Raw genomic sequence first — 12,280 nt, forward strand, 5'->3', positions numbered from 1 at the left:
GTGGTCGAGGGAATCAACAATAAACTTAAACTAATAAAACGGAGAGCCTATGGCTTGAGAAACTTTCGGAATTTTTGGGTTAGAAGTATGTTGTCTTGGCATCTTGTATGTTGATTTAGCATAAAGAGTAACGAAGAGCCAAAGATGTTCCCAATCTAAATTTTTCATCTCCCCGCGTCGAATTTGTTCGGTGGTTCGCTCAATCCACAAAACAAAGTCCTGATCATAAAGTTGTTTTAATTCTTCCCAGCAATTCTCATTTTAAGGTTTCATGACATTAAAACCCTTGCACCTAGAGGGGTTAATAATTCTTAACGAGTCTCTAGATCGCTGAAACAACGCAAAATCGTTTCAAAATGAGAATTGCCGAATTCTTCCACCTGCATAGATTTTTGAGATTGAGCCGCGCTTTTATTATCGATCATAAACAAAACCCCCCACCAATGGGCGGGGGGTTTTTTAGTCACCTAATTCAAGGTTTAGCCGAACTTGCCGGCAGTGGAAGCGATCAAGAAGGCGGCGTAGGTGAAGATATAGCCAACGGTGAAGTGAGCTAAACCAACCAAACGAGCCTGAACGATCGAGAGAGCCACGGGTTTGTCTTTCCAACGAACGAGGTTCGCCAGAGGAGTACGTTCGTGGGCCCAAACGATAGTTTCGATCAACTCTTGCCAGTAACCACGCCAAGAGATCAGGAACATGAAACCGGTTGCCCAAACGAGGTGTCCAAAGAGGAACATCCAGGCCCAGACAGAAAGGTTATTAACACCGTAGGGATTGTAACCGTTGATTAACTGAGCCGAGTTAGCCCAGAGGTAATCGCGGAACCAGCCCATCAGGTAGGTGGAGTTTTCGTTAAACTGAGCCACGTTACCCGACCAGACACCGAGGTGTTTCCAGTGCCAGTAGAAGGTTAACCAACCCAGGGTGTTCAACATCCAGAACATGGCTAAGTAGAAGGAATCCCAAGCAGAGATGTCGCAAGTACCGCCACGGCCGGGACCGTCGCAAGGGAAGGAATACCCGAAGTCTTTTTTATCGGGCATTAATTTGGAACCACGAGCGTCTAAAGCACCTTTAACCAGGATTAGAACGGTGGTGTGTAAACCAAGAGCGATCGCATGGTGAACGAGGAAGTCGCCAGGACCGATGGTTAAGAATAAGGAGTTAGTGCCGCTATTGATTGCGTCTAGCCAACCGGGTAACCAAACATCACCGTAGTTGGGATAGGCGGTGTAAGCGATACTATCGGGGTTAGACAACAGTACGTTCATGCCGTACAGGGTTTTACCCGAAGCTGCTTGCACGAATTGAGCGAACACAGGTTCGATCAGGATTTGTTTTTCGGGAGTACCGAAAGCGACGACCACATCGTTATGAACGTAGAGGCCGAGGGTGTGGAAACCTAAGAAAAGGGAAACCCAGCTTAGGTGAGAGATGATCGCTTCTTTATGCTCCAGCATCCGCGCCAGCACGTTATCTTTGTTCGCTTCGGGATCATAGTCACGCACGAAGAAGATAGCACCGTGGGCGAAAGCACCCACCGCTAGGAAACCAGCGATGTATTGGTGGTGCGTATAAAGAGCCGCTTGGGTAGTGTAGTCCTTAGCGATAAAGGCATAAGGGGGTAGCGCGTACATATGCTGCGCCACCAGAGAGGTGATCACGCCTAAAGAAGCGAGAGCCAAACCGAGTTGGAAGTGGAGAGAGTTGTTAACCGTGTCATAAAGATTTTTGTGACCGGCTCCTAACTTACCACTGGGGGGTCTGTGTGCATTAAGGATGTCCTTGATGCTGTGACCGATGCCCCAGTTGGTGCGGTACATATGACCAGCCACAATGAAGATCACAGCGATCGCCAAGTGGTGGTGAGCCATATCGGTTAACCAGAGGGACTCGGTTTGGGGATGGAAACCACCTAAGAAGGTGAGGATCGCAGTTCCCGCGCCTTGGGCAGTACCGAAAATGTGGTTAGCAGTATCGGGGTTTTCTGCATACACACCCCAGTTACCGGTGAAGAAGGGTAGTAAACCCGCCGGGTGGGGAGGAGTGGAGAGGAAGTTGTCCCAACCAACGTGCTGACCGCGGGATTCGGGGATAGCAACGTGAACGAGGTGTCCGGTCCAAGCCAGAGAGCTAACACCGAACAGAGCGGCGAGGTGGTGGTTCAGGCGAGATTCAGCGTTTTTGAACCAAGCGAGGCTAGGACGGAACTTAGGTTGTAAGTGTAACCAGCCAGCAAAGAGGAAAATCGCCGAGAGAATCAGCAGGAACACCGCACCTTGGTATAGGTCTTGGTTGGAGGTCATACCGATGGTGTAGAACCAGTGGTAAACCCCGGAATAGGCGATGTTAACCGGATTAGAAGCGCCAGCTTGGGTGAAGGCATCTACAGCGCCTTTACCGAACTGGGGATCCCAAATCGCATGGGCGATGGGACGGATGTTTAAGGGATCTTTGATCCACTGCTCGAAGTTACCTTGCCAAGCGACGTGGAATATAGTACCGGAAGTCCACAGGAAAATGATTGCAATGTGGCCGAAGTGCGACGCGAAAATCTTTTGGTAGAGATTCTCTTCCGTCATGCCATCATGACTTTCAAAATCGTGGGCTGTGGCGATCCCGTACCAAATCCGACGGGTAGTCGGATCTTGGGCTAGATCTTGGCTAAATTTAGGGAATTTAGTTGCCATAGCTGTTTAGGAAATTCTCCTCTCTAAATAACTGAGGCTCTTACACGAGTGCTGGTTATTTCCTTTTTTCAATTCACCCACTGTAATAGGAAACGCTTACAGAGGTATCGGTCAATCGACGCTGGTTCTGCCTAGTCTTGCCAATCCCCGGGGGACTGGCAAGCCCTTATAGGCAAGTTTAGCCAATCGAGAGACTTCTGGCCAAGAAGAATGCCCAAGTGGTGACAATACCGCCTAAGAGGTAGTGAGCCACACCAACGGCACGACCTTGAATGATGCTCAGGGCGCGAGGTTGGATAGCGGGGGCAACTCTTAACTTGTTGTGCGCCCAGACGATCGACTCGATTAATTCTTGCCAGTAGCCGCGACCACTGAACAGGAACATCAAGCTAAACGCGAAGACGAAGTGACCGGCTAGGAACATGATTCCGTAGGCAGACAGGGCAGAGCCATAGGAATTAATGACTTGCGCTGCTTGCGCCCAGAGGAAATCCCGTAACCAACCGTTGATGGTGATGGCACTTTGGGCGAAGTTACCGAGGGTAACGTGGGTGACAGTGCCATCGGGGGCGACGGTTCCCCAGACATCGGACTGCATTTTCCAGCTAAAGTGGAAGATTACGACCGAGATGGAGTTGTACATCCAGAACAGGCCGAGGAAAACGTGATCCCAACCGGAAACTTGGCAGGTACCGCCGCGACCGGGACCATCGCAGGGGAAACGGAAACCGAGATTCGCTTTATCGGGAATCAGACGGGAACCGCGAGCGTAGAGAACCCCTTTGAGGAGAATCAACACGGTGACATGGATGGTGAAGGCGTGGATGTGATGCACGAGGAAATCGGCAGTACCGAGGGTGATCGGCATCATGGCCACTTTGCCACCCACTGCTACTACGTCGCCACCGAAAGCATAACTAGCGGTAGTGAGAGCGTTAGGAGCGGTGTTGCCGGGGGCCAGGGTGTGGAGACTTTGTACCCATTGGGCAAAGATGGGTTGTAGTTGAATTCCCGTATCCGAGAACATATCTTGGGGACGACCAAAAGCCCGCATGGTGTCGTTGTGAATGTATAAACCGAAGCTATGGAAGCCAAGGAAAATACATACCCAGTTCAGGTGGGAGATAATTGCGTCGCGATGACGGATCATCCGATCGAGCAGGTTATCCACGTTTTTGGCTGGATCGTAGTCCCGCACCATGAAGATCGCTCCGTGCGCTCCCGCACCGACGATTAAGAAGCCACCGATCCAAGTGTGGTGAGTGAACAAGGATAGTTGGGTGGCGTAGTCAGTCGCCTGATAGGGATAAGGCGGCATGGCGTACATATGGTGGGCCACGATGATGGTTAGCGAACCTAAGAGAGCCAGGTTAATCGCTAACTGGGCGTGCCAAGAGGTGGTCAGGATTTCGTACAGTCCTTTGTGACCTTGACCGGTGAAGGGACCTTTGTGGTTTTCGAGGATTTCCTTCATGCTGTGACCGATACCCCAGTTGGTACGGTACATATGACCGGCAATGATGAATAATACAGCGATCGCCAAGTGATGGTGAGCGGTATCGGAAAGCCAGAGACCACCAGTCACGGGGTTCAAGCCACCTTTGAAGGTGAGGAAATCCGAGTAAGCACCCCAGTTAAGGGTAAAGAAGGGGGTCAAACCCTGGGCGAAACTGGGATATAAGTCCGCCATCTTGCTCGGTTCGAGAATGAACTCGTGGGGCAAGGGGATGTCTTGGGGAGCGACTCCCGCATCGAGGAGTTTGTTCACCGGTAAAGAAACGTGAATCTGATGACCGGCCCAACCTAGGGAACCTAAGCCGAGTAAACCCGCCAAGTGGTGGTTCATCATCGATTCCACGTTTTGGAACCATTCCAGTTTCGGTGCGCTTTTGTGGTAATGGAACCAACCGGCAAACAGCATCAGGCCCGCCATAACTAAACCACCGATAGCGGTGCAGTATAGCTGATAGCTGTTGGTGAACCCGGAGGCGCGCCAGAGGTAGAACAGACCAGAGGTGATCTGAATACCGTGGAAACCACCGCCCACATCGCCGTTGAGGATGCCTTGACCGACGATCGGCCAGACCACTTGGGCGCTGGGTTTGATGGCGAGCGGGTTGGTTAACCAAGCTTCATAGTTAGAAAATTTCGCGCCGTGGAAGTACATTCCACTCAGCCAAACGAAGACAACGGCGAGATGTCCGAAGTGGGCGCTGAAGATTTTCCGAGAAATATCTTCTAGATCGCTGGTTTGACTATCAAAATCGTGGACGTTGGCGTGTAGGTTCCAAATCCAGGTGGTGGTTTTGGGTCCTTTGGCTAAAGTGCGATCAAAATGCCCCGGCTGACCCCACTTCTCAAAGGAAGTAGGTACTGGGTCTTTATCTACAATCACTTTAGCTACCGCTTTGGGGGGGAGTGCCATGAGGATTCTCCTCTCTCGACAATAGACTTAGCGTTTTATTTGAGGATAGATTTTTTAACCTAAAAAAGGCAAGTTGAAATCTGACCCACCTTTTGTTAATGTCGCTTGACTTTCCTCTTGGGTGAGATTCCAGTCGAAAGCATCAATAGTAGATGATAAGTCTTTGTTCTCTCCTCTGTTCGTTGTGCTTAACAATAATTAAAATTCTCTCAATCCTTGATAGGAGAGACATTTTCTGCTATGGACGGTCTTAGTCAGGGTCAGACCGGTAATTTTTCTTTACAAAAGTTTATTAATTGTCGCCCCAGAAGCCGATTTCACCTTTTTCTCCCTCACCAGACCATATAGAAAATTCAATAGATAGATTCTCAAAAAACAATCAAACAATTCTGTAAAATTGAGGCCATAACCTCATCTTCTCGCGCTTTTGCTGACACCAGAGCATTCAATGACTCTAGCAAAAATCAATGGTTTGTATAGATTTTGGCCTTGGCTCTAGGAGGAACGTGCTATCCCTACTACATAAATTAATCCCAGTCAAAACCCTTCGTATATGTCTTGTGATCGGTTTACTGACCATTCTGTTAACCGCCTGTGGCGATCGCCTGACGGCTACCAATCTCCCCACTTCCGAAACCCTTCATCTTCCCGTCGTCCAAGGCCGCATTTCTGAGGTTGCCCCCCCGGCCCTAATTCAGGAACTGCGACCCAGTTTAGATCGTTACGCTCCCCAAGTAACGATTCTCAGTCCTCTGGCCGAACAAGTTTTCGATGACCCTCAGGTGACAGTTAAACTACAAGTGTCAGATCTGCCAATTTTCCAAGACGATACCCTGAAATTAGGACCCCACTTGAGCCTAATTGTCGATAATGAACCAGCAGCGGCTATCTACGACCTCAAGCAACCGATTATCCTAGAAAATCTTGCCCCCGGTACTCACACCCTCCGCGTCTTGTCCATGCGGCCTTGGCAGGAAAGTTTTAAAAATGATGGGGCCTTCGCTGAAACAACCTTTCATATTCTGACAAAAACAGGCAAAAATGCCCCTGATAACAACTTACCCCTGTTAACCTACAGTAGTCCGCAAGGAATCTACGGCGCAGAACCGATCCTGCTCGATTTTTATCTGAGTAATGCTCCTCTACGTCTGCCCAATACTGCCAACGAGGATAATAGTCTTCAAAATTGGCGCATTCGTGTCACTGTCAACGGTGAAAGTTTTCTGCTTGATACTTGGGAACCGATCTATCTCAAGGGTTTTGCCAAGGGCAATAACTGGGTACAATTAGAATTCATCGATGGTAAGGGAAATAAAATCGAAAACGAGTTTAATACCAGCGTGCGCGTGATTAGCTTTGATCCCTCTTACCGAGACGGCCTTAGTCAATTAGTCCGCGGCGATTTATCCCCTACAATTGCCCGTAGCATTGTTGATCCCAACTATAAAACCATTCCCAGTCTACAGGAAAAAACTCCCGTTATTGAGCCAGAAAGCCCAATAGTGGAAGAAACCCCCGTTATTGAGCCAGAAACCCCTATAGTTCAGGAAATCCCTGTTATTGAGGAGGAAACTCCTGTTATTGAGCCAGAAACCCCTATAGTGGAAGAAACTCCTGTTATTGAGCCAGAAACCCCTATAGTGGAAGAAACTCCTGTTATTGAGCCAGAAACCCCAATAGTGGAAGAAAAACCAGTAGAGACAGAAACAATCGAAAAGGTAGAGGAAACCCCTGAAGCGATCGAATCTCCCTTAACCACCATACCGGAGACAAAGGAGATTAACGAACCGGCCTCTAGTATTTAGCCTCCGGTAGAAGTGGAACCTATTCCCGAACCCCAGAACAATAGCGAGCAAAAAATCACCATTTTCGATCGCATTCAACAAACCTTAAATCGTTTCCAGTTACCCTCTCCCCCAGCAGAAACAGATATCGAACTACCCATCCTCGATCCTGAATTATTCAGCAATATCGATCGATCTTAAAACCCAGCTTAATCGAGTTTTTAGGGGATAGGGTAATGAGGGTAATGGGGAAGTGGGGAGGTGGGAATTATGAATTATGAATTAGGAGGTGGGGGGGTAGGGGAATGGGGGAATTTCAACTAAAACCCTAACACCCTAACACCCTAACACCCCAACACCCTAACACCCTAAAAACCCAACCCCCAACCCTCAACACCTCGATCGAGAAATTATTAAACAAATATTTCGCAATATAGACAAAATTGGGAACTAAGTTATAATCTAGAACGTCTCTAGGTAATTTACTAACTTTTTGCTTGAGGTAATTGTGTTTAACAAAATTTCCCTTGTCGCTGGTTTTGCCGGTTTAGTTGCCCTAACTACCCTTGGCGCTGTACCCGCACAAGCAGGACCACAAAATAACGAAATCTTGATCAGTCAACTGCGCGGCCATAACACCTACAGAGGTGAGCCACAACTCAACCCCGGTGACTATATACTGGGTCGCGTCCGGGGAACCGTGGGTGGAATTCTGTCCATCCAATTGATCAGACCTGTGACAGTGGATGGCAAAGAAATTTTCAGTGGCGACTTTGCCGACGGAACCACCGCTCGTATTGTTGGGGATGCCATGGGTGGTGATGACGTGATTTTGCAAGTGGTAGATGGCAAATTAGTTTATGTGGGTAAAGCTCGTCCCTATTGGGTTTCCCGCTTGAAACTAAAATCGGAAATCTCCACCAGCGCTACTCGCTCGCAACTTTTAAGAGAAGTTAACCAAAAAGAACCCGCTTGGGGACTTCCCGCTTTACCGCCGGAAACCAGAACCTTTACTGAAGTTGCTCCTCAACCCGCTCCCGAGCCTAGTGTATCTCCTATCCGCGGACTTTGGTAGTGGGAAGACATCAGGAGAAAATCTCTTGTCTTTAGACTGAGAAGCTGAAAAATCTTCTCAAAGCCCAATACAAATGCACTAAACTTCCTCCTCTTTTTCCGATCGAAGGGGGGGTTTTTTATTTAGGGTTTGCTGAAAAAGTTTTTCGTGGGGGTAGGGTGTGGGGTGTAGGGTGTAGGGTTTTACCGATTTTGAGGGGGTCAATTACCTAATTTTCAGGGAAAAAGTCCAGGGATTTTACCCCCGATCACTCCAATGGTTGGCACTTTTTGAGGGAAAAAAAGTCTAAAAGCCTTATCCAACAAGGTTTTTAGATTTATTCAGCCAACCCTATTTAGTCAAAAATTGAGAAATAATTGTATTTCAGCCCAGATTCTCGTCAAAACATCGGTAAGGGCATGATCGCTATTTAATTCGATTAACTGTACCCAAGGACGAGAAAAAGCATAATAGCGACTATTTTCTGGGGGAATTACCCCATCGTTACTGCCATGAATAATCAGGGTGGGGAGCTGCCTGATTAACTTTTCTTGGGGATAATTAGCTAAATCCTCAATAAACTTGTAATAAATCGGCAGATAACGACGATAACCGTAGTGATAAACCGATAAACTCCCAGATTTTTGCCAATTGGCTAGGGTTTCTGCTCCCAATTGTCCTAACCAAATCGGCCCGAAATTAAAAGCGGGAGCTAATAAAACGAGCCTTTGCACCTGAAAATAAGTTTCTGCCAGCCAAGCTGCCGTTAAACCGCCAAAACTGGAACCAATCAGTGTAACGGGAAACTGAGATTGTTCAATCAATTGGCCGACTTGAACAATCTGACGAGTGAGAGTTAAGCTAGAAAAGTCATCACCGTTAAGATCGGGAATTTCCATTGCTAAACCCCTCTTTTGCCAACAATGTCTCAAAAATTGCGCTTTTGTTGATTGGGGGCCAGAAGCAAAACCGTGTAGATAAATATATCTGTTTTCAAAGACCGCCATTCTAGAACCAATTAGGGTCTGCTGAAAAAGTTTGCTGGTGGGGGCAGGGTGTGGGGTGTGGGGTGTGGGGTGTAGGGTTTTACCGATTTTGAGGAGGTCAATTACCTAATTTTCGGGGAAAAAGCACCTGAATTTTCCCCCTGATCACTCTCTTGCCTAGCACTTTTGGATTTCAAAAAGGTCTCAAAGTCTTACCCAACAAGATTTTTAGATTTATTCAGCCAACCCCAATTAGATTTCTTCATCTTGCTCTTTGGTGGCACTGGGAGAAGAATTATAAATGGCATCTAACTGCTGACGAGCATCTTCGACAGTGAGAGAACGAATCACTAACAGAGGTTCATTAATCGGTTGTCCGGCCTCGTCCAAAAGTTCGGGATGGGAAGTCATGGGATAACCGTAGGGATTATAGGAATTAGCCGATTTAGCAGGACGTTTCTGGGAATCCATGCTGACAGTAATCAGACTCCGAATTAAATTATTAATGGTCAAAAAAGCGATAACTGTGAAGGCGAGGATATAGAGCAGATGTAACATTGGCCGAGTCTCCCATGAATTATGTGTGAATATTCCCTAATTGCCAAAACTTTATGCTAAAAATTCGCTCAACTCTCTAGCTTACCAAAAAGTTTCAGGTTAAGCATCAGTTTGAGGAGATTGATATTCTCCCCAACCCTGTAATCGACGACGACGACTGCTGACTCCCCAACACTCTGCCACCAACTGATGCCAAGGCAACAACATCTTGGCCTCGATACCCACCTGACCACCTGTGGTTTTAAAGAGTAAATAAGCCGTGGCCACCTCCTGTTGGGCGTTTTTGACTCTTGCCAATAAATCGTTTTGTTCCTCGACGCTGAGAAAGGATAATCTCTCGGATTCGAGGAGGAGACGGGAACGGGAAAACCAATGGGTGAAATCCTCTAGTAGAGGTTCCAATATAGTTTTCAGGAGTTCGTTTTCGGTGGGTTGCGAAGGAAACATTATTCTTATAATGACGATTTTGCTTACCTTAATCTTAGCGTTATTTATATTTCTTAACATTGTGACGGGAAAATTTTAAGATTTGCCCCAGCTGTAGGCGGCACTAAAGAATTCCTGTTCACAACTAAGGGCATAACGATAGGATAAAGAGATATTTTCCGTCATCGGGGCGTATTTATCCGCCAATTCCTCTAACTGGCTTGCTAAAGCGGCGAATTCATCCCCACTATAACTATCAATCCAAGCTTGATAGGGATTCTCAGGAATCGGCTCTAAGGCTAATTGTTGACCCAGATAAGCATAAAGACGCATACAGGGACTCATCGCCACGGCAATCGCACCGATATCACCCATCCAAGCGGTAGCGAGAAGAAAATCCGTATAGCAACGGGTGGCATTAGCGGGCTGAACCTTTCTCAGGTCAACCCCCCACTGTAAAGCGTAATTTTCGTGTAATTCTAATTCCTTTAATACCCCTGCCGCTAACCGATGAAAGCTAGTGAATCCCTGCCAATCGGGAGCTTTAGCGGCGGCGATACTGTAAGCACGGGCGAAAGATTCCAGAAAAAAAGCATCTTGACCGACATAGAAAGCGAAACAGTCCCGTTTAAGCTCTCCTGTGGCGATACCTCGCACAAAAGGGTGTTCTAGACAAGCTTGTACTAGATCTTGATGGCTGTGCCAAAGTTGCTGACTAAGCATAGGAAAATACTAATTAGGTGGACAAGGTTGGTTAAGTGGGTGGGTGGAATTAAATATAAGATGAATGTAGGTTGGGTTGAAGCATGAAACCCAACGCCCGCATGGGTTACTGAAAATGGGTAAAACCCCACACCCCACACCCCACACCCTACACCCCGTCAGTTCATTTCCTTAACCCAAACTGACGCTAACCCTGTTACAATACAGATAACTAACCAAATTTGAATTAAAAACTATGCGACTTAAGCGATGGGAGTCCCCCCGCCGTCAGGGACGTAACGACAAAGGCAAGGGCGGTTCAGCCCGACAGCGACAACTGAAAAAACAATTTAAAATGCTGTCGAAAAAACTGAAAGGGGGAGAGAGTAACATCTCTCCTCTTTTTTTGTCCCCAGCAATCTCCTCTGAAAAATCTTCCTCTGGGAAACTCTCAGTCTCCTGAAACAGTCCCAGACTTGAGCCACTTTCAGATTAGGAAAAAAAATGAAGCGTACACTTGCCGTCATGACGATGACAGTAGCTTTAACCCTCACCAGTAACCATTCTAGCCTTGCCGGAGCAATCTTCGATCGCATTCAAAAAACTGGGGTAATTACTGCGGGCGCTCGTAAAGATGCTATTCCCTTTGGTTTTGTCAACTCCCAGGGCAAGTGGGTGGGTTACAGCCTTGATATGTTAGAGTTAATTCGCAAAGAAACCGAACGGAAGTTAGGAAAACCAATTAAGTTAAAAATTGTTGAGATTACTCCCCAAAATCGTTTTGAAAAGTTGAAAACAGGGGTGATAGATATCGAATGTGGCTCCACTACTTTTACTTGGAAAAGAGAAAATGAAGTTGATTTTTCCGTTAGTTATTTTGCCAGTGGCACTCAATTGTTAACCCGCAAAGGTAGTAATCTTGATGACATCGGTAGCTTGGCAGGCAGACGCATTGGAGTAATTGCCAATACTACTAATGAAGCAGTAATTAAAACTCAACAACCCGCCGCTATTTTGGTCAAAGTTAAAAATCGTGGCGAGGGTTTACAAAAACTAGAAGCGGGAGAAATTGATGGTTTTGCCAGCGATGGCATTACCCTAGAAGGTTTAAGGAAAAACGCTAAAAATCCCAATAATTTAGCCATAGTTCCCTCCTATCCCTACGCCTACGAATCCTATGCCTGTACTTTACCTGAAAATGACTCTAAATGGCGCGATACGGTTAATTATACCCTATTAAAATTCATGGAAGGGATCGTTAGTGACCAACAACAAGCGGTGACAATTTATGAACGTTGGTTTGGTGAAGAGGGTGTTGTTCCCTATTCCAGAGAAACTATTAATGATTATTTTCAAGGCATTGTCAACACCTACGAATGGATTCCTTTAACTGTATTTCCCTAAAATTAAGACCTTTTTAGGGAAAGGTTCAAAAAGGCACTCTTGCAAGTGGGAATAATTATGAATGGGGAAGTGGGAAGTGGGGAGGTGGGTTTTTAAAGGAGGAAGGAAAATTTGGCTCTTCGGGAATTGTTATGCAAATAATTAACTTAAAATAAAATTCGATGAGAGCAACTACGCTCAAAAGTAGCTGAAATTCATACAGGAAAGGACTTAAGGCACAAATAGGTTAATACCAAAAGATAGACAAT

11 protein-coding genes and 3 pseudogenes are annotated in these 12,280 nt (G+C 46.7%); 6 read left to right on the forward strand and 8 right to left on the reverse strand.

Features of this window, described 5'->3' with window-relative positions; genetic code table 11:
* The coding region (locus O9332_RS09475) for a transposase (RefSeq protein WP_288025126.1) at positions 1–114 on the forward strand (114 nt) is incomplete at its 5' end.
* Positions 115–141: 27 nt separating this feature from the next.
* Here O9332_RS09475 and O9332_RS28010 read toward each other — a convergent pair.
* From O9332_RS28010 to psaA, 3 genes and pseudogenes are all read right to left on the reverse strand, one after another.
* Positions 142–249, reverse strand: a pseudogene (locus tag O9332_RS28010) (DUF29 family protein); the annotation flags it as partial.
* A 230-nt stretch (positions 250–479) separates the two neighbouring features.
* The gene (psaB, locus tag O9332_RS09480) at positions 480–2,693 is read right to left on the reverse strand and encodes a photosystem I core protein PsaB (RefSeq protein ID WP_002757218.1); all 2,214 of its coding nucleotides are present in this window, start codon (positions 2,691–2,693) and stop codon (positions 480–482) included.
* A gap of 178 nt (positions 2,694–2,871) precedes the next feature.
* The gene (gene psaA / locus O9332_RS09485) at positions 2,872–5,118 is read right to left on the reverse strand and encodes a photosystem I core protein PsaA (protein ID WP_002757220.1); all 2,247 of its coding nucleotides are present in this window, start codon (positions 5,116–5,118) and stop codon (positions 2,872–2,874) included.
* A 467-nt stretch (positions 5,119–5,585) separates the two neighbouring features.
* Between psaA and O9332_RS09490 the strand changes: the two are divergent.
* Together O9332_RS09490 and O9332_RS09495 are read left to right on the forward strand one after the other, a co-directional pair.
* Positions 5,586–7,103: pseudogene (locus O9332_RS09490) on the forward strand (hypothetical protein).
* Between the two features lie 307 nt (positions 7,104–7,410).
* A complete protein-coding gene (locus O9332_RS09495; RefSeq protein ID WP_002757226.1) occupies positions 7,411–7,977 on the forward strand; it encodes a hypothetical protein in 567 nt (188 codons plus the stop codon).
* A 78-nt stretch (positions 7,978–8,055) separates the two neighbouring features.
* Here the strand turns inward: O9332_RS09495 and O9332_RS09500 are convergent, their stop codons facing one another.
* On the reverse strand, positions 8,056–8,181 hold the full coding sequence (locus O9332_RS09500) for a hypothetical protein (protein WP_288025117.1): 126 nt from the start codon (positions 8,179–8,181) through the stop codon (positions 8,056–8,058).
* 134 nt (positions 8,182–8,315) lie between these two features.
* Positions 8,316–8,963, reverse strand: a complete 648-nt coding sequence (locus O9332_RS09505; RefSeq protein WP_288025121.1) for a YqiA/YcfP family alpha/beta fold hydrolase — start codon at positions 8,961–8,963, stop codon at positions 8,316–8,318.
* 48 nt (positions 8,964–9,011) lie between these two features.
* On the opposite strand from O9332_RS09505, the pseudogene O9332_RS28380 reads away from it, so the two are divergent.
* Positions 9,012–9,254: pseudogene (locus O9332_RS28380) on the forward strand (hypothetical protein).
* Here the strand turns inward: O9332_RS28380 and O9332_RS09515 are convergent.
* From O9332_RS09515 to O9332_RS09525, 3 genes are all read right to left on the reverse strand, one after another.
* Entirely contained in the window at positions 9,195–9,500 is a 306-nt protein-coding gene (locus O9332_RS09515) for a DUF2973 domain-containing protein (RefSeq protein WP_002732775.1), read from the reverse strand. The pseudogene O9332_RS28380 and the gene O9332_RS09515 overlap by 60 nt on opposite strands.
* 99 nt (positions 9,501–9,599) lie before the next feature.
* The gene (locus tag O9332_RS09520; RefSeq protein ID WP_002757231.1) at positions 9,600–10,007 is read right to left on the reverse strand and encodes a DUF2605 domain-containing protein; all 408 of its coding nucleotides are present in this window, start codon (positions 10,005–10,007) and stop codon (positions 9,600–9,602) included.
* 15 nt (positions 10,008–10,022) lie between these two features.
* Positions 10,023–10,649, reverse strand: a complete 627-nt coding sequence (locus O9332_RS09525) for a TenA family protein (RefSeq protein WP_002757233.1) — start codon at positions 10,647–10,649, stop codon at positions 10,023–10,025.
* A 235-nt stretch (positions 10,650–10,884) separates the two neighbouring features.
* On the opposite strand from O9332_RS09525, the gene O9332_RS09530 reads away from it, so the two are divergent.
* The gene (locus O9332_RS09530) at positions 10,885–11,091 is read left to right on the forward strand and encodes a hypothetical protein (protein ID WP_012267271.1); all 207 of its coding nucleotides are present in this window, start codon (positions 10,885–10,887) and stop codon (positions 11,089–11,091) included.
* A gap of 41 nt (positions 11,092–11,132) precedes the next feature.
* The gene (locus tag O9332_RS09535) at positions 11,133–12,032 is read left to right on the forward strand and encodes an amino acid ABC transporter substrate-binding protein (RefSeq protein ID WP_002757237.1); all 900 of its coding nucleotides are present in this window, start codon (positions 11,133–11,135) and stop codon (positions 12,030–12,032) included.
* The last annotated feature ends 248 nt before the right edge of the window (positions 12,033–12,280 follow it).

This window comes from Microcystis sp. LE19-10.1B, from assembly GCF_027530565.1.
GTDB classification, from domain to species: Bacteria; Cyanobacteriota; Cyanobacteriia; order Cyanobacteriales; family Microcystaceae; genus Microcystis; species Microcystis aeruginosa.

What these genes read in the sequence shown, in the direction of transcription:
- psaB (WP_002757218.1), bottom strand. Translation starts at nt 2,693, where the DNA reads ATGGCAACTAAATTCCCTAAATTTAGCCAAGATCTAGCCCAAGATCCG.
- psaA (WP_002757220.1), bottom strand. Translation starts at nt 5,118, where the DNA reads ATGGCACTCCCCCCCAAAGCGGTAGCTAAAGTGATTGTAGATAAAGAC.
- O9332_RS09505 (WP_288025121.1), bottom strand. Translation starts at nt 8,963, where the DNA reads ATGGCGGTCTTTGAAAACAGATATATTTATCTACACGGTTTTGCTTCT.
- O9332_RS09515 (WP_002732775.1), bottom strand. Translation starts at nt 9,500, where the DNA reads ATGTTACATCTGCTCTATATCCTCGCCTTCACAGTTATCGCTTTTTTG.
- O9332_RS09520 (WP_002757231.1), bottom strand. Translation starts at nt 10,007, where the DNA reads ATGTTAAGAAATATAAATAACGCTAAGATTAAGGTAAGCAAAATCGTC.
- O9332_RS09525 (WP_002757233.1), bottom strand. Translation starts at nt 10,649, where the DNA reads ATGCTTAGTCAGCAACTTTGGCACAGCCATCAAGATCTAGTACAAGCT.
- O9332_RS09530 (WP_012267271.1), top strand. Translation starts at nt 10,885, where the DNA reads ATGCGACTTAAGCGATGGGAGTCCCCCCGCCGTCAGGGACGTAACGAC.
- O9332_RS09535 (WP_002757237.1), top strand. Translation starts at nt 11,133, where the DNA reads ATGAAGCGTACACTTGCCGTCATGACGATGACAGTAGCTTTAACCCTC.